General features: G+C 72.8%; 20 protein-coding genes and 1 pseudogene. 11 read left to right on the plus strand and 10 right to left on the minus strand.

The genetic code is table 11. From position 1 onward, the window contains the following. Positions 1-19: 19 nt before the first annotated feature. Positions 20-655 carry a TetR/AcrR family transcriptional regulator gene (locus QCN29_RS09140; protein WP_279927226.1) on the plus strand — a complete coding sequence of 212 codons (636 nt, stop codon included), beginning with the start codon at positions 20-22 and terminating at the stop codon, positions 653-655. A 110-nt stretch (positions 656-765) separates the two neighbouring features. Here the strand turns inward: QCN29_RS09140 and QCN29_RS09145 are convergent, their stop codons facing one another. Further along, on the minus strand, positions 766-2,286 hold the full coding sequence (locus QCN29_RS09145; RefSeq protein WP_279927227.1) for an LVIVD repeat-containing protein: 1,521 nt from the start codon (positions 2,284-2,286) through the stop codon (positions 766-768). Positions 2,287-2,509: 223 nt separating this feature from the next. On the opposite strand from QCN29_RS09145, the gene QCN29_RS09150 reads away from it, so the two are divergent. After that, positions 2,510-3,181: a DUF305 domain-containing protein gene (locus QCN29_RS09150; protein ID WP_279927228.1), complete on the plus strand. Its 672-nt coding sequence runs from the start codon at positions 2,510-2,512 to the stop codon at positions 3,179-3,181. A 101-nt stretch (positions 3,182-3,282) separates the two neighbouring features. Next, positions 3,283-4,656, plus strand: coding sequence for an FAD-dependent oxidoreductase (locus tag QCN29_RS09155; protein WP_279927229.1), 1,374 nt, complete (start codon positions 3,283-3,285; stop codon positions 4,654-4,656). A 154-nt stretch (positions 4,657-4,810) separates the two neighbouring features. Here the strand turns inward: QCN29_RS09155 and QCN29_RS09160 are convergent, their stop codons facing one another. After that, positions 4,811-5,161 carry an ArsR/SmtB family transcription factor gene (locus QCN29_RS09160; RefSeq protein ID WP_240134724.1) on the minus strand — a complete coding sequence of 117 codons (351 nt, stop codon included), beginning with the start codon at positions 5,159-5,161 and terminating at the stop codon, positions 4,811-4,813. A 125-nt stretch (positions 5,162-5,286) separates the two neighbouring features. Then, complete coding sequence (locus QCN29_RS09165; protein ID WP_279927230.1) at positions 5,287-6,366, minus strand: NADH:flavin oxidoreductase/NADH oxidase; 1,080 nt, start codon at positions 6,364-6,366, stop codon at positions 5,287-5,289. A 245-nt stretch (positions 6,367-6,611) separates the two neighbouring features. Here QCN29_RS09165 and QCN29_RS09170 point away from each other — a divergent pair, with 245 nt between their 5' ends. From QCN29_RS09170 to QCN29_RS09185, 4 genes are all read left to right on the plus strand, one after another. Continuing rightward, positions 6,612-7,697 (plus strand): WD40/YVTN/BNR-like repeat-containing protein, encoded by a 1,086-nt coding sequence (locus tag QCN29_RS09170; RefSeq protein WP_279927232.1) that lies wholly within the window; start codon positions 6,612-6,614, stop codon positions 7,695-7,697. A gap of 74 nt (positions 7,698-7,771) precedes the next feature. Then, positions 7,772-8,449 (plus strand): uracil-DNA glycosylase, encoded by a 678-nt coding sequence (locus QCN29_RS09175; protein ID WP_240134727.1) that lies wholly within the window; start codon positions 7,772-7,774, stop codon positions 8,447-8,449. After that, positions 8,446-9,792, plus strand: a complete 1,347-nt coding sequence (locus QCN29_RS09180) for a BadF/BadG/BcrA/BcrD ATPase family protein (RefSeq protein WP_279927233.1) — start codon at positions 8,446-8,448, stop codon at positions 9,790-9,792. The genes QCN29_RS09175 and QCN29_RS09180 overlap by 4 nt, the downstream gene beginning before the upstream one ends. A gap of 140 nt (positions 9,793-9,932) precedes the next feature. After that, positions 9,933-10,856 (plus strand): hypothetical protein, encoded by a 924-nt coding sequence (locus QCN29_RS09185; RefSeq protein WP_279927234.1) that lies wholly within the window; start codon positions 9,933-9,935, stop codon positions 10,854-10,856. 91 nt (positions 10,857-10,947) lie between these two features. Here QCN29_RS09185 and QCN29_RS09190 read toward each other — a convergent pair whose 3' ends face one another. Together QCN29_RS09190 and QCN29_RS09195 are read right to left on the minus strand one after the other, a co-directional pair. Beyond that, the gene (locus tag QCN29_RS09190; protein WP_279927235.1) at positions 10,948-12,033 is read right to left on the minus strand and encodes a lactonase family protein; all 1,086 of its coding nucleotides are present in this window, start codon (positions 12,031-12,033) and stop codon (positions 10,948-10,950) included. 170 nt (positions 12,034-12,203) lie between these two features. Further along, a complete protein-coding gene (locus tag QCN29_RS09195; RefSeq protein WP_279927236.1) occupies positions 12,204-12,647 on the minus strand; it encodes an ATP-binding protein in 444 nt (147 codons plus the stop codon). Between the two features lie 355 nt (positions 12,648-13,002). Here QCN29_RS09195 and QCN29_RS09200 point away from each other — a divergent pair. Both QCN29_RS09200 and QCN29_RS09205 read left to right on the plus strand, forming a co-directional pair. Next, positions 13,003-13,659, plus strand: a pseudogene (locus tag QCN29_RS09200) (response regulator transcription factor); the annotation flags it as partial. Between the two features lie 144 nt (positions 13,660-13,803). Further along, positions 13,804-15,252, plus strand: a complete 1,449-nt coding sequence (locus tag QCN29_RS09205) for a HAMP domain-containing sensor histidine kinase (RefSeq protein WP_279927238.1) — start codon at positions 13,804-13,806, stop codon at positions 15,250-15,252. Positions 15,253-15,263: 11 nt separating this feature from the next. Here the strand turns inward: QCN29_RS09205 and QCN29_RS09210 are convergent, their stop codons facing one another. The 4 genes from QCN29_RS09210 to QCN29_RS09225 form a co-directional block, all read right to left on the minus strand. Next, the gene (locus QCN29_RS09210; RefSeq protein WP_279927239.1) at positions 15,264-16,223 is read right to left on the minus strand and encodes a TAXI family TRAP transporter solute-binding subunit; all 960 of its coding nucleotides are present in this window, start codon (positions 16,221-16,223) and stop codon (positions 15,264-15,266) included. Between the two features lie 197 nt (positions 16,224-16,420). After that, positions 16,421-18,415: a TRAP transporter permease gene (locus QCN29_RS09215; protein ID WP_279927240.1), complete on the minus strand. Its 1,995-nt coding sequence runs from the start codon at positions 18,413-18,415 to the stop codon at positions 16,421-16,423. A 261-nt stretch (positions 18,416-18,676) separates the two neighbouring features. Continuing rightward, the gene (locus QCN29_RS09220; protein ID WP_279927241.1) at positions 18,677-19,702 is read right to left on the minus strand and encodes a TAXI family TRAP transporter solute-binding subunit; all 1,026 of its coding nucleotides are present in this window, start codon (positions 19,700-19,702) and stop codon (positions 18,677-18,679) included. A gap of 482 nt (positions 19,703-20,184) precedes the next feature. Continuing rightward, on the minus strand, positions 20,185-21,693 hold the full coding sequence (locus QCN29_RS09225) for an FUSC family protein (RefSeq protein WP_279927278.1): 1,509 nt from the start codon (positions 21,691-21,693) through the stop codon (positions 20,185-20,187). A 271-nt stretch (positions 21,694-21,964) separates the two neighbouring features. Here QCN29_RS09225 and QCN29_RS09230 point away from each other — a divergent pair, with 271 nt between their 5' ends. Together QCN29_RS09230 and QCN29_RS09235 are read left to right on the plus strand one after the other, a co-directional pair. Then, entirely contained in the window at positions 21,965-22,447 is a 483-nt protein-coding gene (locus QCN29_RS09230; protein WP_279927242.1) for an Lrp/AsnC family transcriptional regulator, read from the plus strand. Positions 22,448-22,473: 26 nt separating this feature from the next. Beyond that, positions 22,474-23,145, plus strand: a complete 672-nt coding sequence (locus QCN29_RS09235) for an HAD family hydrolase (protein ID WP_279927243.1) — start codon at positions 22,474-22,476, stop codon at positions 23,143-23,145. Positions 23,146-23,184: 39 nt separating this feature from the next. On the opposite strand, the gene QCN29_RS09240 is transcribed toward QCN29_RS09235, so the two are convergent. Next, complete coding sequence (locus QCN29_RS09240; RefSeq protein ID WP_279927245.1) at positions 23,185-23,784, minus strand: DUF998 domain-containing protein; 600 nt, start codon at positions 23,782-23,784, stop codon at positions 23,185-23,187. Between the last annotated feature and the right edge of the window lie 41 nt (positions 23,785-23,825).

A 23,825-nucleotide genomic window follows, 5' to 3' on the forward strand; every position in this document is an offset into this window, starting at 1 on the left:
GTCAACGCAGGAGTCAAGCATGTCCCCGCGGAGCCCATCGGTCAATGAAGAGCTCCGCCGTCGTTCCCGAGAGCGTCTGCTCCAGGCGACGGTCGATCTGGTGGGCGAGCGCGGCTACGAGGCGACGACGCTGGGCGACATCGCCGACCGGGCGGGCGCGGCACGCGGGCTCGTGTCGTACTACTTCCCCGGCAAGCGCCAGCTGCTGCAGTCCGCGGTGCACCGGCTGATGCATCTGACCCTCGAGGCGGCACTGGAGCGGGAACCGCGGCCCGAGGACGGCCGGGAACGGCTGGCGCGGGCCGTCGACGCGATCCTGGGGCTCGCCGTCGACCGTCCGCTGCTGATGCGCACCCATATGTCGGGGGTGCTCCAGGCCGAGGGCTTCGTGCAGTGCCCTGAGCAGCAGCGACTGGCGTTCCTGCTGCGGGACACCGTCGAGCGGTACGGCTCACGGGACGTCGAAGCGGACTATCCGATGCTGCGCGCCCTGCTCATGGGCGCGGTGTTCGCGGTGCTGCTCCCGGGCGCGCCGATGCCCCGGGAGCGGCTGCGCGCAGAACTCTTCCAGCGGTACGGGCTGGACTGGGAGCTGGGCGTCCCGCCGGGCGAGAGGCCGCCCGGCGGAACGGTGCCGGAGATGCTGCACGGCTGAGCACGGCTTCACTCCCCCGCAGCAGATGCCGCCCCGGCGCGGCCCGGGCTCCGGCCAACGGTCTTCGCCACGACCCCTGTCGGCCCCGGGAACGGCCCCGGCAAACGGCCTCAGCCCCGGAAGGGGAAGAAGTCGCGGAAGTAGTCGGGCTGGGTCTGGACGTTCAGCTCGTCCATCCGCAGCCGCTTCGCCCAGTCCGTGCGCCGGTCGTCGATCCGCAGCACATCGAGGCCCTTGGCGATGTCGTTCGAGTAGACATGGCCGTTGTAGTAGTACGCCGACCACGATCCGCCGCCGCGCAGGGTGTCCGCGCTGAGCGGGCCGCGCTCGAAGTAGGCGATCTCCCTTGGGCGCCGGGAGTCGGTGAACTCCCATACCGAGACGCCGCCCTGGTACCAGGCCTGGACCATGATGTCGCGGCCCGGAACGGGGATCAGCGAGCCGTTGTGGGCCACGCAGTTCTCGGTGTCGGCCTGGTGCCGGGGGATCTTGAAGTAGCTGCGGAAGACCAGTTTGCGCTTGGCGCCCCTGCCGACGATGTCGTAGACGCCGTCCGCGCCGCGGTCCGGCCCCACCTCGGCGTTGCAGGTGGCCGCCCCGCCGCCGCCCAGCTCATCGGTGAAGACGACCTTGTCCGCCCGCTGGTTGAAGGTGGCGGAGTGCCAGAAGGCGAAGTTGACGTTGTCCTGGACGCGGTCGATGACCCGGGGGCGTTCCGGGTTCCTGATGTCGAACAGGATGCCGTCGCCCATGCACGCGCCGGCGGCCAGGTCCTTGGCGGGCAGCACGGTGATGTCATGGCAGCCGGTGGTCTTGGCGACTCCGGGGTTGGCCGGCCCGCCGGGGTTGCCGCCGCCGTCCGGGCCGTCGCCGGGGAACAGCACCGGGAAGGCTGCCACCCGGGCCCGCTCGGGCGCCGCGCGGGGCACCTTGATCACCGAGATCCCGTCGTGCGGCGGCTGGCAGTCGGGGAAGGCGGCGTTGGGCGAGTACGAGGAGACGTACACGTAGACGTTGCGCCGCTCGGGCACCAGGGTGTGGGTGTGCGAGCCGCAGGCGGTCTCGACCGACGCGACATAGCGGGGGCTGCGCTTGTCGCTGATGTCGAAGATCTTGACACCCTCCCAGGACGACTTCTCCGTCGCGGGCTGGGTGGTGCTGTTGCAGGAGTCGTCGCTGCGCGAGGAGTCGGTGGACAGGAAGAGCAGGTCGCCGGAGACGGAGACGTCGTTCTGCGAACCGGGGCACAGGACCTGTGCGACGGTCCTGGGAGACGCCGGGTCGCCGATGTCGAAGATCCGGAAGCCGTCGTAGTTGCCGGCGTAGGCGTATCGGCCCTGGAAGGCGAGGTCCGAGTTGGTTCCCTTCAGCGCGTCCTTCGGGATGGTGGCCAGATGCTCGACGTTGTCGCTGTGGACCACCTCGTCCACATCGGGGATGTCCCCCGCGGCGATGGCGGCGCGGGTGTCGGCCGCCTGCCGCGCGGTGATGTCCTGCCGGACGGGTGAGTCCCCGGGGTCGGGGACGGCGGCCGCGGGTCCGGCCGTCAGCAGGGCGGCGAGCAGACCGGCGGCGGCTGTCGCCACGCCCAGTCGTCTGCGCCGTACGCGGGTGGTGTGCAACAGGGTCACTGCGTCCTCCCTCGGTCCGTTCGCGGTGGAACGGTTGACGGACCCCGGCAGTATCGTCCCTTGCATGGACATATCAACAGTGGGCATTGGAGACGACGTGAGGGCGACCTGACCGCGGCCGCCCGCAGGCGCGCAGCACGACCCCCAACCACCACAAGTGCCACAGGAGGTCCGCGTGTTGAACCGTCGCAGTGTGAACCGTCGCAGTGCGAACCGTCGCAGTATGACTGGATCCCGCCCCCGCCTCGTCCCGCTCACGCCGCCCGCGGCCGCGGCGGCACTCGCGGCGGCCCTGCTCGCCCTCACCGGCTGCGATGCGCAGCCGAGCGCTCCCGCGGAGGCCAAGGGGGCTGCGGGCCCGCCCGTGGTGGCGCCGGGCAAACCCGGCGAGCCGGCCAGGACGCTGTCCCCCGAGGAGGCCGCGAAGGCCACCCCGGACGACAGTCCCAATGCGGCGGACTTCAGCTATACCCGCATGATGATCGTCCACCATGCCCAGGCGCTGACGATGACCGGCCTGGTTCCCGACCGCGCGACGTCTCCACAGGTCAAGAAGGTGGCAGAGCGGATCGCCGCCGCCCAGAAGCCGGAGATCGGCGCGATGGAGGCCTGGCTCGAAAACAACGGCGGGGACCGGCGGCAGGACACCGGGCGCGGCCACGACCACGGCCTGATGCCCGGCATGGCGACCCAGGCGCAGCTGGAGCAGTTGCGCGCGGCACGCGGCACGGTGTTCGACGAGCTGTTCCTGAAGCTGATGATCACTCATCACCAGGGCGCGGTCACCATGGCCGCCGAGGTTCTCTCGGAGGGGAACAACGTCCTGATCGAGGAGATGGCGGCCGATGTGATCGCCCAGCAGACCAGCGAGATCAACCGGATGCGCGCCATGTGACGACTCGGCGGGCGGCGGCGCGCCGGGCGGAGGGGGACACTCCCCAGCGCCGTCGCGTGGTGCCATGCTGGAAACCCCACCCCGTGGGAAGGAGCGCACCCGTGCTTCGCGTCGCCGTCGTCGGATCGGGCCCCAGCGGGGTCTACACCGCCCAGTCCCTGGTACAGCAGTCGGCGGTTCCGGATGTGCGCGTCCATGTGCTGGACCGGCTGCCGTGCCCGTACGGCCTGGTGCGGTACGGAGTCGCGCCCGACCACGAGAAGATCAAGTCACTGCAGAACAATCTCCGGACCGTGCTGGAGCACGACCGGATCGACTTCGTCGGCAATGTCGAGGTCGGCGCCGACGGGCTCGGCCCCGAGCGGCTGCTGGAGCTCTACCACGCGGTCGTGTACTGCGTCGGGGCGGCTCGGGACCGGCGGCTCGGCGTACCGGGCGAAGACCTGCCCGGAAGCCACTCGGCCACCGACTTCGTCTCCTGGTACAGCGCGCACCCGGACGCGTCGGGCGGCGCCTTCGGCCTGGACGTGCGGTCGGCCGTGGTGATCGGCGTGGGCAATGTGGCGGTCGACGTGGCACGTGTCCTGGCGCGTCAGGCGGGAGAGCTCCAAGGCACGGACATGCCGCACGCGGCACTGGGCGCGCTGGCGGGCAGCCGGGTGCGCGAGGTGCACATGGTGGGCAGACGGGGCCCCTCGCAGGCGAAGTTCACCACCAAGGAGCTGCGGGAGCTGGGCGCGCTGCCCTCGGCCGCGGTGGCGGTCGACCCGGCGGAGCTGAAGCTCGATCCCGCGTACGCCGATCCGGCCGGAGCGGCCTTTGCCGCGCTCCCGGCGGTGAACCGGCGCAACCTCGGCGTCGTACGGGGCTGGGCGGAGGCGGAGGACGCACGGCGGGCGGAGCCCGGGCGGGACCGCCGGATAAGGCTGCGGTTCTTCCTGCGCCCGGTCGAGCTGCTGGAAGGGGAAGGACGGGTCAGGGCCGTACGGTTCGAGCGCACCGTGCCTGACGGGTCGGGAGGGGTGCGCGGTACGGGTGCGTACGAGGAGATCGAGGCGCAGCTGGTGCTGCGGGCGGTGGGATACCGGGGGGCGCCGCTGCCTGGGCTGCCGTTCGACGAGCGGCGCGGCACGGTGCCGCACGGGGCCGGACGGGTGCTGCGGGACGGGACGCCGTCGCCCGGTGAGTATGTGGCCGGGTGGATCAAGCGCGGGCCGACGGGCGTGATCGGCACCAACCGGCCGTGTGCGAAGGAGACCGCGGCGTCGCTGCTCGCGGATGCGCCGGAGCTGGCGCGGCGGGCGGTGGCGGACGATCCGCTGGCCCGGCTGCGGGAGTGGGGCCGCCGTCCGGTGCTGTGGCCGGGCTGGCTCGCGATCGAGTCTGCGGAGGCGGCGCTCGGGGCGTCCTTGGGCCGGCATATCGTCAAGATCCCCGACTGGCCGGGGCTGTTGCAGGCGGCGACGCCGCGCTGAGCGGCGCACCGCACCAGCCGCCCCACTCGCGGCGCGGCCGCTTCCCCCGTCGCCGCGCCAGCCCCCCGCCCCGTCCGCTGTCGGGGTCGCCCCGGGCCAGTCCGCCACCCCGGGCCCGTCCGCCACCCCGGGCCCGTCCGCAGCCCGGAGCCGGTCAGACGCCGAGCCGGGCCTCCTCCTTGCCGGCCGCCTCGAGGACGGCGTCGAGCAGCCCCGGGAAGAGCGCGGCCAGATCGTCCCGGCGCAGGGCGTTGAGCTTCGCCGTGCCCCGGTAGAACTGCCGGATCACTCCGCTCTCCCTGAGGACGCGGAAGTGGTGCGTGGTCGTGGACTTGGTGACGGGCAGGTCGAAGTACGAGCAGGACAGCTCGGACTCGGCGGACGCCAGTTCGCACACGACCCTCAGCCGCATGGGGTCCGCGAGCGCGTGCAGCACGCCCTCCAGGCGGATCGCGGCGGGCTCCGGGTGCTCGAGCACCCGGCCGCCGCCGGTCTCACGGGTCATACGGCTTCACTCCCACCCATCCCTCGGTGCGGCCTCCGGCGATGCGACGCCTCCATCGTACGAGAGTCACCGTAGTACGACGGGGATCGCGTCTGGTCGCTTCCGCTCCCTTCCGGGGGAGATCCTCAGACCGAGCGGTGGTACTGCTCCGGCACATGGGCCTCGCCGCCCAGCTCACGGGCCGCCCGCCGGGCCCAGGAGGGGTCGCGCAGCAGCTCACGGCCCAGCAGCACGGCGTCTGCCTCGCCGTTGGCGACGATCTTCTCCGCCTGCTCCGGCTCGGTGATCAGCCCGACCGCGGCGACCGGCAGGCCGGTCTCCGCCCGGACACGCGCGGCGAAGGGCACCTGGTAGCCGGGGCCCGTGGGGATGCGCACACCCGGCGCGTTGCCGCCGCTCGACACATCGAGCAGGTCTACGCCGTGTTCCCGGAGCAGCGCCGCGAAGCGCACCGTGTCGTCGGGCGTCCAGCCGGCCTCGTCGAGCCAGTCGGTGGCGGAGATCCGGAAGAACAGCGGAAGCTCGTCGGGCCAGACGGCGCGGACGGCGTCCACGACTTCCAGGGCGAAGCGAGTGCGGTTCTCGAATGAGCCGCCGTAGGCGTCGGTACGGCGGTTGCTGTACGGGGAGAGGAACTCGCCGATGAGATAACCATGTGCGCCGTGGATCTCGGCGACCTCGAACCCGGCGTCCAGAGCGCGTCGGGCGGCCTCCGCGAAGTGTCCGACCACCTCCGCCAGCTGCGCCTTCGTCAGCTCGTCGGGCACCGGGTGTCCGTCGTCGAAGGGCAGCGGGCTGGGGCCGACGGGCTGCCAGCCGTGCTCGTCGGGGCCGACGGGCGCGCCGCCCTGCCAGGGGAGTCCGGTGGACGCCTTGCGGCCCGCGTGGGCGAGCTGGATGCCGGGGACGGTGTTCTGGCTCTTGAGGAAGCGGGTGATCCGGCGCAGCGCCGCGACCTGGGTGTCATTCCAGATGCCGAGGTCCGCGGGGCTGATGCGGCCCTCGGGGACGACGGCGGTGGCCTCCAGCAGGATCAGCCCGGCGCCGCCGGCCGCGCGAGCGGCGTAGTGGGCGAGGTGCCAGTCGTTCGCCACTCCTGTGTCCGCCCCCGACATCGCCGCGCTGTACTGGCACATGGGGGCCATCCAGACGCGGTTCGGGACGGTGAGCGAACGCAGCGGGTAGGGCTCGAACAAGGCGCTCATGGGGGACTCCGTTTCACAGGCGGGGCCGGGTTCACAGACGGGGCCGGCCGGGCGACCCCTTGTACGAGGAACACCGTACTACGAACTTCATCGAATTACGAGAGGCGTCGTACAAGGGCCCCGGAGGGCCGCGTGGACGGCCTCACCCCTGACGCCGATGAGTTTCCTGATGCGCGGGAGTCGTCCGTGTTGTACTCCGTACTGAGGAGGCACACCGTGCTGCTCGAGAACAAGAGGTGTCGGCGATGACCGATGTTCTTCTGACCGTAGGCACCCGCAAGGGACTCTTCATCGGCCGCGGAAGGCGCGGCACATGGGAGTTCGAGGGGCCGTACTTCAATGCGCAGGCGATCTACTCCATCGGCATCGACACCCGCAGGGCCACCCCGCGCCTCCTCGTGGGCGGCGACAGCTCCCACTGGGGGCCTTCGGTGTTCCACTCCGACGACCTCGGCACGACCTGGACCGAGCCCTCGCGGCCCGCGGTGAAGTTCCCCCGGGACACGGGGGCCTCCCTGGAGCGGGTCTGGCAGCTCCACCCCGCCGGGCCGGACACCCCGGACCTGGTGTACGCGGGCACGGAGCCGGCCGCCCTGTTCCGCTCCGCGGACGGCGGCGAGACCTTCGAGCTGGTCCGTCCCCTCTGGGAGCACCCCACCCGTTCGAAATGGGTGCCCGGCGGCGGCGGCGAGGCCGTGCACACGGTCGTCACCGACCGGCGCGACCCGGACGCGGTCACCGTCGCCGTCTCGACCGCCGGGGTCTTCCGCTCCCGCGACGGCGGAGCCAGCTGGGCGCCGTCCAACCGGGGAGTGTCCGCGGTCTTCCTCCCCGACCCCCACCCGGAGTTCGGGCAGTGCGTCCACAAGATCGCCCAGGACGCGGGCGATCCGGACCGCCTGTATCTGCAGAACCACTGGGGCGTCTACCGCAGCGACGACGCGGGCGCGAGCTGGACCGACATCGGCACGGGCCTGCCCTCCGACTTCGGCTTCGCCATGGCCGCCCATCCGCACCGCCCCGACACCGCCTATGTCTTCCCGATCAACGCCGATGCCGACCGGGTGCCCGCCGGACGGCGCTGCCGCGTCTACCGCACCAGGGACGCGGGCGAGACCTGGGAGCCGCTCACCGCGGGGCTGCCCGAGGGCGACCACTTCGGCACGGTGCTGCGTGACGCGCTGCGGACCGACGACGCCGACCCGGCAGGCGTCTACTTCGGCAACCGCAACGGCGAGCTGTACGCCAGCGCCGACGACGGGGACAGCTGGCAGCAGCTCGCCCGACATCTGCCCGATGTGCTCTGCGTGCGGGCGGCGGCCCTGAGTTGACGGCGACGACGGCGGCCGGGACCGAGGGGCTCGAGTTGAAAAACCCCGCCGCTCGACCAGTAGAGTGACGCTCCGTGGCAGCACGACCGTTGAGAGAAATCGTCGAGCCGGGCTGGGCCGAGGCCCTCGCACCGGCGGCCGAACGCATCGCCGGGATGGGCGACTTCCTGCGCGCGGAAATCGCCGCGGGGCGCACCTATCTGCCGTCGGGACCGAACGTGCTGCGCGCCTTCCAGCAGCCGTTCGACGAGGTCCGGGTGTTGATCGTCGGCCAGGACCCGTACCCCACGCCCGGTCACGCGGTGGGGCTGAGCTTCTCCGTGGCGCCCGAGGTGCGGCCGCTGCCCGGCAGCCTGGAGAACATCTTCCGGGAGATGCACACGGACCTCGGCCTGCCCCGCCCCGCCAACGGCGATCTCACCCCCTGGACCCGGCAGGGCGTGCTGCTGCTCAACAGGGCGCTGACGACCGCGCCCCGGAGGCCCGCCGCCCACCGCGGCAAGGGCTGGGAGGAGGTCACCGAGCAGGCCATCCGGGCGCTCGTCGCCCGCGGCAAGCCCCTGGTGTCCGTGCTGTGGGGCCGTGACGCGCGCAATCTGCGCCCGCTGCTGGGCGAGTCGCCGGCCGTGGAGTCCGCGCACCCCTCCCCCATGTCCGCGGACCGCGGATTCTTCGGCTCGCGCCCCTTCAGCCGCGCCAACGACCTGCTGGTGCGGCAGGGGGCGCAGCCCGTGGACTGGCGACTGCCGTGACCTGGGTGCTCGGCGTCGACTCGGGCGGCTCGGGGCTGCGCGCCGCGCTCGCCCCGGCCGACGACATCACGCGCGCCGAGACGGCCGTATCGGATGAACCGGTGCGCATCGGTCCGGACGGCGTCGACGCCGGGCATCTGCTGCGGCAGCTGCTGCCGATGGTCCGCTCGCTGCTGGGCCGGGCCGGGGGCGGCCACGTCGCGTCGGCCGTGATCGGCGCAGCGGGGACGGCCTCGCTGGGCGGGCCGCTGCGCGCCCGGCTGCCCGGCGCCCTCCGCGCGGATCTGGGCGTGCGGAGTACGGCGCTGGCGGCCGACGGGGTCACCGCATACGCCGGAGCGCTGGGTCAGCGGCCGGGAGCGGTCGTCGCGGCCGGCACCGGCGTGATCGCTCTGGGCACGGATCTGTCGGGCTGGCGGCGCGCCGACGGCTGGGGGCATCTGCTGGGCGACGCGGGCGGCGGGGCCTGGATCGGACGGGCCGGGCTGGAGGCCGCACTGCGCGCCCACGACGGGCGGCGCGGCGGGTCGGCGGCGCTGCTCTCACATGCCGAGGCGGCGTTCGGACCGGCCGACGAACTGCCGGAGCGGCTCTATCCACGGCCCGACCGGCCCGCCGTCCTGGCATCGTTCGCCCCTCGGGTCGCCGCCTGCGCGGAGGACGACCCCGTGGCGGCCGGCATTCTCGCCGAGGCCGCACGCCATATCGCGGACACCGCCGCCGCCGTGTGCCCACCGGCAGTCCGGGCCGCCGGGGCCGCCCGGGCGATCCGGGCCGACCAGGCTGCCCGGGCCGCCCAGAACGACCGAGCCGGCAAGGCAGGCCAGTCCGAGGCGGACCGGGCCACCCGCGCCACCGAGCAAGAACACACCTTCGACACCAACCGGGGCGGCTGGGCCGCCGAGGCCGGACCGGCCACCGAGGTCGGCCGGGACGCCGAACCCGGCAGGAGCGCCCACAGCGACAAAACTGCCCAGGCCGGCCAGGCCGCCCGGACCGCCCAGAACGACCGGGCCGGCCAGGCCGCCCGGACCGCCCAGAACGACCGGGCCTGCGAGAGAGGTGGGACCGTCGAACGCAGCCGGGCGACCCCGAGCAGCCAGTCGGCGGCGAGCGTCGAAATCGCCCTGACCGGGGGCCTGTTCAAGCTGGGCGAGCCGTTGCTCGCACCGCTGCGCGGCGAACTCGCCGCGCAACTGCCGCACACCCGGCTGACGTCCGCGGCCGGGGACCCGCTCGGCGGAGCACTGCTGCTGGCGTCCGCTCTGCACTTCGGCGATCTGCGTCTGCCGCCGCACCCGACGCTGCTGTATCTGCCGGGGCCTGCGGAGACGGCCAGTTGACCGCCCGTACAGCTGACGGACACCGGGAGCGCCCCGGGACGGGGTTTGCGGGAGGACCCATCGGGCATATTCGGACAGATGTCATGGAGTTGGCCCCTCCCCGAACAGCCGCACCGGCAAAACCAGTAGCATGCGGGCGCATGAGCTCCCCCACTGGGCCCGCATCTGGCCTGCCTGTACGAATGCCGCGACCCCGCCAGCCCGGTCGGCACCGCCGGCCGGAGCCCGTGACGGCTCCCGAGGGCGCGCCCGCGCTGATCCTGGCCGTGCCCGGAACGCCTGAACCCGGCACGCGCAGCCTGGCCGAAGAGGTCATAAGCATCGCTCGGTCCGAGCTGCCCGGCCTTGAGGCGGCCATCGGCTACCTCGACGGCGACGACGCCGAATACCCCGCCCTTGCCTCCGTCCTCGCGTACACCGCGCAACGGCGCACCGAGCGGTATGAGATCGCCAAGGCGGCCGGCCGCGAGGTCGCCGAGCCCGAGGGCCCCGCGGCGGTCGTCGTGCCGCTGCTGGTCGGCCCGGACGCCGAGCTGACCGGCCGGATCCGCCGGGCCGTCGCGGACAGCGGCGCGAGCGCGGAGCTGACCGATGTGCTCGGCCCGCACCCGCTGCTGGCCGAGGGCCTGCACGTCCGCCTCTCCGAGGCGTCCCTGGCGCGCGCCGACCGGGCCAGGCTGTTCACCGTGGCCACCGCGGCCGACGGCATCATCCTGGCGACCGTCGGCGGCGAGGAGGCCGTGCAGGCCGCCGGCATCACGGGCATGCTGCTGGCCGCCCGGCTCGCCGTGCCGGTGATGGCCGCGGGCCTCGACCAGGACGGCGCGGTCGCCGCCATCGCCGAGCAGCTGCGCGGCGCGGGCTCCGTGCAGCTGGCGCTGGCCCCCTGCCTGGTCGGCCCGGAGGCGCCGGCGGGGTTGCTGGACTCCGCCGCCAAGGAGGCGGGTTGCCCGGCGTCCGAGGCGCTGGGCGCCTACCCGGCGATCGGCAAGCTTGTGCTGTCGCAGTACGCGACCACGCTGGGCATAGCCCCGCAGCAGCAGCAGGGCGCGCCCGCCCGCTGAAGACCCCGTACCGCATCCGGCACAGGGCCCGTACACGCCGCTCACGGCTGGTACGGGCCCTGCGGTCTGCCAGGACCCGGAACGAGTCCGGTCAGATGAAGGTCACACAGGATGCGGCAGGGGCCGCGAACGACCCGGCCCGCCGTGGGATGCCGCCGTCCGCGTCGACATCGACGTCGAACCATGTGACGTCCCCGGAACGCTCGTTGGCGGCGTACAGTCTGCGGCCGGCCGGGTCGAGCGCCAGATCCCGCGGCCAGCGCCCGCCGCAGTCCACGACGGCCGTCGGCTCGGGCCGCTCCGGACCCCGGTCGAGCGAGAGGACGGAGATGACGTCGGGGCCGCGTACCGCCGCCCACAGACGGCGGCCGTCGGGCGAGACGACGGCCTCGGAGGGGTAGGCGGGCCGGGTGGCGCCGCCCGGGGTGAGCGGGTGCTCGCCGACCGTCTTCAGCAGTCCGCCGGCCGCATCCCAGCGGCACACGGTGACGACGGGGTCCAGCTCGCCCACGACGTAGACATGCGTGCCCGCCGGGTGGACGACGAGATGGCGGGGTCCGACGCCGGGTCGCAGGGCCGTCTCGGCGTGCGGGGTCAGCGCGCCGGCCTGCGCGTCCCATGCGTGGACGTACACCCGGTCCGTGCCCAGATCGACGGCGAGCACCCAGCGCCCGGTCGGATCGGCGACCACCTGGTGGGCGTGCGGGCCGGCCTGCCGGTCCGGGTCGGGGCCGCTGCCGTGGTGGTGCAGCACCGCGCCGACCGGCCCGGGAGCGCCGTCCGTCCCGACCGGAAGGATGCTCACGCTCCCCGAACCGTAGTTGGCGGTCACCAGATGGCCCGCGGCGAGTGCGAGATGTGTGGGGGCCGCGCCGCGCACGGGCACACGTCCTCCGATGGGGCGTGGCGCCGGCCCGGTGACGTCGAAGGCGGCGACGGCGCCGTCCTCCGTCTCGGAGACGGTGTAGAGGAGGGTCCCGCCGAAGGCCGCGCCCGACACCAGATACGAGGGGTCGGCGACGGCGTCGCTCGCCCCCGTCTCGGTGAGCGCGCCCGTGTCCGGGTCCACGGCCGTGGCGATGACGCCCCGGCCCCCGGCCGAGGTGAACGACCCGATGAACGCCCGTACGGCAGATGCCCGGACGGCGTTCGCCCCTGCGGGGCTGGTGCGGCCCACTGCTTCCCCTCTCCGCCTGCTGCTGCGCTGCCGGTGCGTTGCTGACGCACTGCCATGTCCTGCCATGCGCCGCCGACGGTAGCAGTCGGTCTAGACCAGAAGAGGGGAACGCACCGCTGTCGTCCGGCACACGGCCGGGTCCGGGAGGTCAAAGTGCGCGGTCGCCGGGATCAGGACGCCAGCCGGTCGAGGGCTGCGGCCGGCGCCGCGGGCGTCACCTCGAACCAGATCACTTTGCCCGTGGCCGTGCCTGCGCTGCCCCAGCTCGCCGCCAGCGTCTCGATCAGGATCAGGCCCCGGCCGCTTTCGGCATACAGCTCGCGATCGCGTTGTGTGGGCAGCGTCCCCGCCGTGTCGCTCACCTCCACCCGCAGCCGGACGCCGGTCCAGCGCACCGTCACCGAGCACGGCCCGGCGGTGTGGAGCACGGCGTTGGCGATCACCTCGCCCGACAGCAGCGCGAGGTCGTGCAGCGTCTCGTCCACGAGGGGGAGCTCCCAGGTGCGGACCGCCGACAGAAGCAGTCGACGGGCCTTGGGCACTGCGGCCGGGTCCCCTGCGGGGACCGTGAAGCTGTGGGCCGGCGGCTGTCCTGAGGTGTCGGTCGTATGCATGTGACGCCGGCCTCCTCGCCGGTCCTGGCGCCGAGTCCCCGGGGAGGCGGCCCCTGCAACGCCCGCGCCGTCCCACGGGACCACCGGTTGGCCGACTGTTCGCCGCCGCGGCTCGGACGGCACTGTTGCCATGCTCATCTCGGCCATCTCCTGGGACTAGGCGCTTCGCTCTACTCCGAACCGTGGCAGCCGTGACGAGCAGGCAACAGAGCACGACCGAGCTCTTAACATAGGTTTAGGGTTAAGTGATGGAGATCACTTCTACGCTCGACTCGAAGGCCCGTTACAAGCCCTGCCCTCGGACCTGAGCCCTGGCGGGGACCGGGACCCGGCACATGAGGCACTGGGAGGCTCTGTGCACATACTCCTTGTAGAGGACGACAACCGGGTCGCCGACGCCCTGACGGGCTCGCTGCGCCGCAACGGGTACGAGGTGTGGCGCGCGGCCAACGCCGCCGAGGCACTGGCCGCGCCCGCCGCGGACCTGGTCCTGCTCGATCTTGGCCTGCCGGACCGGGACGGCATCGAGGTGTGCCGGGAGCTGCGTGCCCGCGGCAGGGTGCCGGTCATCGCGGTGACCGCACGGGGAGGGGAACCCGACCGGGTGCGAGGACTGCGCAGCGGCGCCGACGACTACGTGGTGAAACCCTTCAGCGCCGCCGAACTGCTCGCCCGTATCGAGGCGGTGCTCCGGCGCAGCATGCCCCAGCGCGCCGAGGACGACCGGCTCGTCACAGTCGACGGACTGGAGATCGACCTGCGGCGGCGCACGGTCACCCTGGACGGGCAGCCGGTGCCGCTGACCCGCAAGGAGTTCGACGTGCTGGCGGTGCTGGTGCGCGCCGACGGCGCCGCCGTGTCCCGGGACCGCATCATCGTCGAGGTATGGCACACGACGTACGACGGCATGTCGCGCACCCTGGACGTGCATATGGCCAACCTGCGCGGGAAGCTGGGGCGGGCAGGAGGCGTGGTGCGGACTGTGCGGGGCGTCGGCTACCGCCTCGCCGCCGCCTACGGGACGGCCCCGGACGCGGCTTCGGCCTCGCATCCGGCTCCGGACGCCACGCCGGAAACGCCCCCGGCCTCGCAGGCCGACCACCCTCCCGCTGCCTCGCCGCCCACGGCGGCCGAGGCCTGAGTCTGCCGATCGCCGATGCGCCGCCGACTCCTCATCATCGTTTTCGCCCTGGTCGCGGGCCTCATCCTGGCGCTCAGCGTCCCGCTCGTCCGGGCCACGGCGGAGCACACCGTCCAGACCTCGTTCATCGGACGCGTCCAAGACGGCGCTTGGTTCGCCGACATGGCCGCCACCGCGCTGGAGTCGGGCCGGACCGACCGCCTTGAGGCCGCGGCCGACCGCTATGCCGCCCTGTACGACTCGCAGGTCGCCGTCGTCGACGCGGACGGCGAGACCGTCGTCGCCCCGCGCCCGCTCGACCTGGAGGAGCCGAAGGTCCGCACCGCGCTGCTGCGCGCCCTTGCCGACCGCCCGGCGCGGCAGCCCGGCCTGATGTGGCCGTGGGAAGACCGCCCCTTCGTCCTGGCCGAGCCGGTCAAGCGCGACGGCCGGGTGCTGGGCGCCGTGCTCATCGTCTCGCCCACCGACCGGGCCCGCTCCGAGGTCTCGGACCACCTGACCCTCGTCGCCCTGGGCAGCCTCGCCGCACTGGCCACCGTGGTGATCGCCGTCGCGACCCCGATGGTGCGGTGGGTGCTCCGCCCGGTCCATGAGCTGGACCGGGCCACACATGAGGTCGCCCTCGGACGGCTGAAGACCAAGGTCTCGGAGCGGACGGGCGCTCCGGAGCTGCGCCGCCTCGCCAACAGCTTCAACGCGATGGCGGACAGCATGTACGCCTCGCAGGAACAGCAGCGCGCGTTCGTCGCGCAGGCCTCCCATCAGCTGCGCAATCCGCTGACCGCGCTCCGGCTGCGCGTGGAGAACCTCGAGGACTATGTGAACGACCCTCGTGGCCTGCACGAACTGCATGTCGCCGCGGAGGAGGCCGACCGGTTCGGCGAGATCCTCGACGGACTGCTCCGAATGGCCAGGGCGGAGGCGTCCGAGGCGGAGCGCACACGCGTCGACGTCACAGCGGTGGTCACCCACCGGGTCGACGCCTGGCGGACGGCCTACGAGGCGGAGGGCGTCCCGCTCACCACGCGGATTCCGGACGGGGTGAGCGCGCTGTCCCTGCCCGACAGTCTCGACCATGCGCTGGACACCCTGCTCGACAACGCCCTCAAGTTCGGCGACGGCACGCCGGTGAGCGTGTCGGTCACCCGGTCCCCGGGCGGTGACTCCCCTGACGGCAGCGGCGGCGAGGGAGCGCGGGGCGGGCGAGGCGACGGCGTGGTGGAAGTGACGGTGTGCGACGGCGGCGCCGGGCTGACCGCCGAGGAGCTGGCCCAGGCGGGCGGGCGGTTCTGGCGCAGCCCTCGTCACCAGAACGTGCGGGGCACGGGACTGGGGCTTGCTCTCACTCGCATCGTGGTCGAGGCGGGCGGCGGCGAACTGCGACTCGCGGAGGCGAGGCCGCACGGCCTCGCGGCGACCGTCCGGCTGCCCGCCGCTCCCGCGACCCCTGACACGGCGTCCTGACACGGCACACGTCAGGGGTGGGACTCCCGGTACCACTGCTCTGCGCCCGGGTGCAGCTCCAGCGGATAGGTGGCGATCGCCGTGCGGCGGTCGAGTCGGCGGGCCTCCGGGTGGGCGCGTATGAGCTCCTGCTGGCCGTCGAAGAGCAGCCGGGTCAGCCAGTACGCCTCCGCCTTGGGCATGTCCGGCCGCACCACCAGGAAGTTCGGCACGCTCACGGTGGTCACCGCACTCTGCTCCCCGTAGACGACGGCCGGCACGGTGGTCTCCGTATAGAGCTCACCGTAGGAACGGGTGAGGGCGCCGACCACGTTGCCGAGGTCCACAAGGCGGATAGGCGTGTTCTGGCGGAGCTCGGTGATCGCCGCCGTAGGCAGACCACCGCTCCAGAAGAACGCGTCGATCCGCCCTTCGGCCAGCGCGGACGCCGAAGCGCGCACATCGAGCCGCTCTGCGTCCACGTCGCCGTCCGGGGAAAGCCCCGCCACATCCAGGATCCGCTCGGCGATGACCGCGGTGCCCGAACCCACGGCCCCGAGGGAGACCCGCCGCCCTTGCAGATCCGTCACGCTGCGCACCGGGCTGTCGGCGGGAACCACGAGTTGTACATAGTTGTCGTAGAGCGCGGCCAGCGCCACCACGGGCACCGGCGCGCCGAACGGCGCGCGCCCGGCGACGGCGTCGGCGGCGGAGTCTGCAAGTGTGAAGGCCACCCTCGCCTCGCCGGCGCCCACCCGGCGCAGATTGTCGACGCTGCCCCCCGTGTACAGGACCGGCGCGGTCGCGCCGGGCAGCTGCTGATCGAGGAGTTCGGCGTATCCCGCTCCGTACGCCGCGTAGACGCCGCCCCGGTTGCCGGTGGCCACGCTGATCTCCCCGGTCGGCCGGGGCGGCGCATCGCTTCCCGCACATGCGGTGAGCAGCGCCGTCATCAGGGCGACGGCGGCGGCGAGGAGACGTGCCACTCGCATGGAGGCCTCCCTGGACACGGCGAACCGGCTGACAGCGGAGCCGCCGGCCGGCGGCTCCGACGGCCCGTGCGATTCAGCCTAGTCCAGGACGCCCGTCGGTTCCGTGGCGGCGGCGGGGGCCTCGGGCCAGGTCTGGAGTCGACCCGGCCCGAGAGGCCGTCCGCGCCGGGCCGTCCCTCAGACCGCCGGACCGTCCCTCAGACCGCCGAGGCGGCCTCCGGCGTCGGGGCCGCCGAGGCGGGCGGCCTGGGACCCCTCAGCTGCGCGGCCACCACCGCCAGCGCCAGTGCCGCCCCGATGGCGTCGGCCACCAGATAGGGGCTGAGCAGCAGGCCGGTGGCGGCAACCGCCGCCAGCCGCTCGAGTGGCGTGGTCTTGCGCAGCCAGAAGCCCTCGATGGCCACGGCGAAGGCCAGCAGGCCGATGAGGCCGGTCACCACCGCGAGAACGACTTCGGTGAGCGGTCCGTTGAGCAGGAGCGGCGAGTAGGCCATCAGCAGCGGGATCACATAGAGCCCCTTGGAGAACTTCCACGCCGCCACACTCGTCCGCATGGGAGAGGAGCCGGCGATCCCCGCCGCCGCGAAACCGGACAGCGCCACCGGCGGTGTCACGTTGGAGTCCTGGCTGTACCAGTAGACGATCATGTGTGCGACGATCAGCGGCACGCCCAGGTCGAGCAGCGCGGGACCGGCGAGCACGATCAGCACGATGTATGCGGCTGTGACGGGCAGCCCCATCCCGAGCACCAGCGAGGCGGCGGCGATCAGCAGCAGCGTGGGCAGCAGATAGCCGCCGCCCCAACTCAGCATCATGCTGGAGAACTTCAGCCCCAGCCCGGTAAGACCCACCACTCCGACCACGACGCCCGCGGCCGCGGTGGCCACCGAGACGGAGAGCGTGTTGCGGGCGGCCAGGGTGAAGACCTCCCCGGCCTCCTTCAGGGTCAGCCGGCTGCCGGCGCGCAGCATGGCTGCCGCGGCCAGCGCCGCGGTGGCGTACAGACCGGCGAGCAGCGGCGTGACGTGCAGGGTGAGCAGGGTGACCAGCAGGACGAAGGGAGGCAGGAAGTGGAAGCCGCCGGCCATCACCTCGCGCAGCCGGGGCACGTTCTCGGCGGGCAGCCCGCTGATCCCGTTCCGCCGGGCCAGGATGTCGACGAACAGGAAGATCACCGCGAAGTACATCAGCGCGGGGATGATCGCCACCTTGACGATCTCGATGTAGGGCACGCCGATCAGTTCGGCCATGACGAAGGCGCCGGCGCCCATGATCGGCGGGAGCAGCTGTCCTCCGGTGGAGGCGGCCGCCTCCACTCCGCCGGCCTCGTGCGACCGGTAGCCGACCTTCTTCATCATCGGGATGGTGAAGGCGCCGGTGGTGACCGTGTTGGCGATCGCGCTGCCGGACACCGATCCCATGAAGGCGCTCGCCACGACCGCTCCCTTGGCGGGGCCGCCGCGGTACTTGCCGGTGAGCACGTAGGCGATGTTGATGAAGAAGTTGCCTCCGCCCGTCTTCTCCAGAACCGCCCCGAAGAGGATGAACATGAACACGAAGGAGGCGGCGACGCCGAGGGCAAGGCCGTATATGCCCTCCTGGAACAGATAGTTGTGGGAGACGATGCGCTGGACGGTGTAGCCGCGGTGCGACAGCAGACCGGGCAGCAGCGGCCCGATCCACGCGTAGACCAGGAAGCAGGTCACCAGCACGGCCATAAAGGTTCCGATGGTCCGCCGGCATGCCTCCAGCAGCAGCAGGGTCGCCACCGCGCCCATGGCCAGATCGGCGGTGGAGGGGATTCCGGTGCGGGCTACGATCCCGTCGTAGTCCAGTACGGGATAGAGGCTCACGGTCACCGCGGCGAGCACGAGGAGAGCGTCGACGACGGCCATCGGCAGCCGTCGCGCCCAGCGGCCTCGGCCGGCCGGCCGGGTGACGAAGACCAGCACCAGCACGAACATCAGGTGCAGCACGCGCTGCAGGTAGGAGTTGAGGCTCAGACTGACGGCGGTGTAGATCTGGAAGCAGCCGAGTGCGAGCGTGATGGCGAGCACGCCGTAGCCCACGGCGGTCGCGGCCCGGCTCTGGCCCCAGCGGGCTGCGGCGAGCCGATGCCACAGCGGCCGGTCGTCGGCCGCCTCGGCGGGAGGCGCGTCGTCGGAGGTGTCCGGGGCGGTGGTCTGTCTCATGGCGCTTTGGGGGCGCCCGGTCTGCGCGGGGGGTGTGTCTGCTGAGCGAGCTCGCTCAGCAGACGCGCGACGGGCGCCCTGCCCCTTTCTGGATCGCTGGTTGGGGGTTCTCAAGGACGGTGCCGGGCGACGCGGGCGGTCCGGCCGCCCCCGGCGTCAAGGTGATCGCGGCACGGCTGCGCCGGGGGGCCGTCACCTGCGGGTCCGGGCAGTGGGGGCTCGCCGGCGCGATGCCTCGTCCCGGGACCGCGGCTGCTCCGGTCAGGGGCGGAGCCTGTCGGGGATCTCCACTCCCTTCTCCTCCGCGTAGCGGATGACACCGGGGTGCAGCGGAACAGGACTCTTCGTCAGGTTCTCCAGGACGAGGTACTTGGCGCCTGCCTCATAGACCTTGTTGAGGGTGGCCACGTTCTCGTAGAGCGCGCGCGCCAGCTCGTATCCGCGCTCCTCGGACATGTCCGTGGGGACGGCGACCACGTTCCACAGTGCGAGAGTCGGCACGTCCTTCTTGACCGTGCTGTAGACGCCGCCCTTGATCGTGTGCTTGTTGTAGAAGGGGTACTTCTCGGTGACCTCGGTCGCCTCGTCGTCACACATCGGGATCAGATGCAGCGCGTCGGTGGCTTCGAGCTCCCGCAGCGATCCGTGGCCTTCGCCGACCACCCAGGAGCCCGCGTCGATCTGCCCTTCGCGCAGCGCTCGGGCGGTTTCGGAGTAGGCGTAGCGCTGACGCTCGATGTCCTTGTCGGGTGACATCCCCAGGGCGTCGAAGACCAGGTTGGTGGCCAGTTCGTTGCCGCTGCCGGGAGCGCCCACCGAGAAGCGCTTGCCCTTGATGTCGCCGAAGCAGTCGAGGCCGAGGTCGTCGTGGCGCGACTGCAGCGACACGGCGTGGTACACGTTCGGATAGAGCACCATCAGGGTCTGGGTCTTGACCGGCTTGCCGGAGAACTCGCCCTGGCCGTGGTAGGCCTGATGGACCACATCGCTCTGCGCGATGGCCATGTCGCTCTGCCCCCCGGCGATCAGCCGGAGGTTCTGGACCGAGCCCCCGGTGGTCTCCGCACTGGCTTCCACCCCCTTCGCCTTGCGGTTGATCACCTCCGCCATCGAGCCGCCCATCGGGTAGTAGATGCCCGCGGTCGTGCCGGTGGCGATGGATATCCTCGGCGCCTCTCCGGTGTTGCTCCTGCCGGACTCTGCGGGCTGGCTGCAGGCGGCGGTCAGCAGCGTGATGCACAGGCCCAAGGCGAGGCCGAAGCCATGTCTGCGGCGCTGTCGTCCCATGAAGCGCTCCTCGGTGTCGTGGGATTTCCGTGACTCAGCTCACGGGCGAATGGCTGGGACGGTACTTGCGCACGACTGGCCGGAGAGCGTTCGGAAGTGCTTATTGAGCAACCCTTAAGGTTCAGGCTCGCGATCGTCGGGAGTGTCGACGCCCGCAGGCGCGGCGGCAGGCCCACGCCCGTCCGGGAGGCCGGGGCAGCCGGCCGTCCGATGGACACAGCCTGCCGAGGACCGAGGACCGAGGGCCGAGGGCCGAGGGCCGAGAGTCGACAGCCGACAGCGGGCAGCCGAGAGCCGACGGTCGGCCGATCCGGCTGCCGCAGGGGAACGACGCGCCGACGCGTGCGCCGCGTTCCGGCCTCCCGGTGGCGTCGCGTGCGAGCGGAAGGGCCGGGCACAGGCAGCCGACCGGCGGCATCCGGTCTCGGCCGGGGCCCATGGCGGCGACCGCCGGCTGCCGGTGCTGAGGGCCTGTCAGCTACTCAGGCGGCGGGCGCGAGCGGAGCGCGCGGCGCGGTGCGCAGCGGGGCGGACAGCTCGGTGAGCGCCTTCTCCAGTTCGTTCAGATGGCTCAGGGCCGCCTCGGCGCCGGGGTGGTGCGGCAGCAGCGCCGGCGCCCCGGCCGCACGCGCGGCGGCGGAGCGCGCGCCGGAGGGCACGAGGGCGTGGACCGCCTCCTCGACGCGGTGGCAGGCGGCGGCCAGCCGGGCGTCGTGGGAGGCGTCGGGGTCGCCGGCCACCTGGACCAGCCCGCGGACCTCGCGGGCGCAGTCGTCGAGCAGCGCGATCACCTGGCGGGCACGTGCCTTGCGGGCGCGCAGCGGGCTGAGCGGGTGGACGAGCGGCGCGAGCGCCAGCCGTACCCGGCCGAGCAGCAGCTCCAGTTCGGCGGCCAACGGCGCGGGGTCGGCCTGCTCGTCCCCGGCCAGTCGGCGGGCGGCCGCCGCGGTGCAGCCGTGGACGCAGCTCAGGGCCCGCCCGATCCAGGCGTTCGTCGCGGCATGGGTGGTGACGGGCAGCACCAGCGCGACGCCGAGGGCCGCTCCGAGCGCGCCGACGGCGGTCTCCTCGAAGCGCAGCAGAAGCAGCCCGGGGTGCAGGACGCCCAGCAGCCCGTACAGCAGGCCCGCCATCACCGTGACGAAGAACATCATCCAGCTGTACGACGGCGCGGCGGTGTAGAAGATGCCGAACACGCAGACCGCGACGAGCGCGGCGGTCGGCGCGGGCGCGCCCCCGAGAGGGATGGCGATCAGCAGTCCGGCCGCGATGCCGACGACGGTGCCGAGGACCCGGCGGAAGCCGCGGACGAGCGTCTCGCCGCGCGAGGCGGTGTTGACGAAGATCCACCATGCGGTGCCGACGGCCCAGTACCAGCGATCGTCGGAGATGAGCTGTCCGACGGCGATGGCGAATCCGCAGGCGGCGGTGGACTGGAAGGCTTGCCGGGTGGTCGGGCGGGCCAGCCCGGTCCCCGGCAGCGGCGCGGGCGCCACGGGCGGCGGCGTGCGGCGCTCGACGGGCCACAGCCCGAAGCGGACGGCAGAGGCGGCCGCCAGCGCCAGCGCACCGGCGCCGTACAGCTCGGGCAGCTGGGCAGGCACGGCGTGCAGGAACTGGGTGACGAAGAACATCATGAACGCGAAGATGCCCAGCGCGTGCCCGCGCGGGCCCCAGCGCCTGGCGTACACGCCGCAGAACACCACCGTGAGCCAGGCGGCGGCGCGCAGCAGCGGCTGCCCGTGCAGGACGGTCGCCAGTGCCAGCACGGGGAAGCCGGCCAGCGGCAGCAGGGCGGTGGTGACCGCCTGGCGGCGCACGGTGGCGTCGGTGACCGTGAAGAGCGCGAGCAGGGCGGCCAGACCGCCGGTGATGGAGGCGACCAGCGAGAGCCCGGCGAGTTCCGCGGCGGCGACGGCGAGGCCGACCCCGAGTACGGCGCGCGTCGAGGTGCGCAGCCGCAGCCGCCCGGGGTCGGGGGCGACGAACATCCGCTTCACACCCATGCGCACCTTCTTCGCATCCTTCGCGTCGATCACCTTGATCACGTGGCCGTCCCGCCCCCTGTCCCTGTGGCATCCCTGTCGGACACGGCAAAGGCGCCGCGGGACCGGCACGGCCTCCTCGCCGTCCGGCGCTGCGGCGCCATCTCTGCTCCCAGGAAAGCACCAGCACGGTCAGTGGCTCAACCGAGGCGGTTTGAACTGAGCCAATGGCATAGTGGAGTGAAGGTGAGGCATTCCAGAAGGAGGCCAACGGACCATGGCGGTCGATGCACTGGACACACGCATCCTTCGGCTGCTGATCGAGCAGCCGCGCACCTCCGTGCGCGAGTACGCCCGGATCCTGGGCGTCGCGCGCGGCACCCTCCAGGCGAGGATCGACCGGATGGAGCGGGACGGCGTGATCATGGGCACGGGACCGGTCCTCTCCCCCGCCGCCCTGGGCCATCCCGTGCTGGCTTTCGTCCATATCGAGGTCACCCAGGGGCATCTGGACGAGGTCGGCGATGCGCTGGCCGCCGTGCCCGAGATCATCGAGGCCTTCTCGATCACCGGTGGCGGCGATCTGCTGACCCGGGTCGCCGCACGGGACAACGGCCATCTGGAGGATGTGATCCAGCAGCTGATCCGGTTGCCCGGCGTGGTGCGCACCCGTACGGAGATGGCGCTGCGCGAGAGGGTGCCGCACCGCCTGCTGCCGCTGGTGGAGTCGGTGGGGCAGGCGGCCGGCGAACGCCGCTGAGCGCCCCGCTTGGCATGCTGGACGCCATGAACACGGCTGTGATCTTCGATCTCGACGGCACGCTGGTGGACAGCGAGCCGAACTACCACGAGGCGGGGCGCAGGGTTCTCGCCGAGCACGGCGCGGGGGGCTTCAGCTGGGAGCAACACACGCGTTTCATCGGCATCGGCACCCGTGAGACGCTCGCCGCCCTGCGGGCGGAGCGCGGCATCGACGCCTCGGTCGAGCAACTCCTGGCGGCGAAGAACCGGCACTACCTCGCGCTCGCGGCCGCCTCCACCGAGGTCTTTCCGCAGATGCGGGTGTTCGTGGAGCGGCTGTCCGCGGAGGGCGTGCCGATGGCCGTCGCCTCCGGCTCGTCGCGTGCCGCGATCGAGGCGGTGCTCGTGGGCACCGGCCTGGACGCGCATCTGCAGGTCGCCGTCTCCGCGGAAGAGGTCGCCCACGGCAAGCCCGCGCCGGACGTCTTCCTCCGGGCCGCGGCCCGGCTGGGCGCGGCGCCGGGCGACTGCGTGGTCCTGGAGGACGCCCCGGCGGGCGCGGCGGCCGCCCACGCGGCGGGGATGCGGTGCATCGCAGTGCCGTACGTCTCCGGCTCCGCCCGCGACCCCGCTTTCGCGACGGCGGGTCTGCTGTTCGCGGGCGGCCAGGAGGCGTTCACGGCCGAGGCGGCATACCGGTTTCTGAGGAGCGGCTGAGGGGACCGGGGCGGAGCTCCGCCCCGGCTCTCGGCCCCGTCACGTCGCAGGCCCTTCGTCGTCGGAACTGCGCAGACAGGAGGTGACGACCAGCAGGGGCCACAGGGACTGCACGCATGTCACGAGCCGTTCGGCGACGCCGGCGGCGCCCTGCCGGTTTATCTCGACGAGGAACCAGCCGGCGCCGACGACCATCAGCGCGGTGGCCGCGAGGGCGGGCACGGGCCGCAGCCCCCAGGGGGCGGCGCCGTCCCAATCCGCGGCCAGGACCGGCCACACCGCCATGAGGACGAAGCCGACCGCCGCGACCGCGCCATGGCTCAGCGAGCCCCCGCTGCTCGGGGCCGGGAACAGGGTCACCGCGATCGCCGCCGCTCCACCGCCGCCCAGTGCCACCCGTCCGGCGGGCGCGGCGGCGCGCAGCCCCCAGGCGGTCAGCAGATGGCAGACGCCCAGGGCGAACAGCGCCGCGGTCATCACCCAGAAACCCGCAGCCCCGTAGGACGCCAGGACGCTGATCGTCTGCGTCACGGGATCGTAGGCGGGCCCCTCCAGCAGTGCCGCGACGATCCAGCCTGCGATGAGCAGGACGGGGGCGCACCCCGACGAAAGCAGGGCCCATCTGGGAACAGATCGCATCAGCGCACCGTAAACCCGCCCGCTGCGCCGGGAACGGCGGC

This window comes from Streptomyces chengmaiensis (assembly GCF_029846775.1).
Taxonomy (GTDB): domain Bacteria; phylum Actinomycetota; class Actinomycetes; order Streptomycetales; family Streptomycetaceae; genus Streptomyces; species Streptomyces chengmaiensis.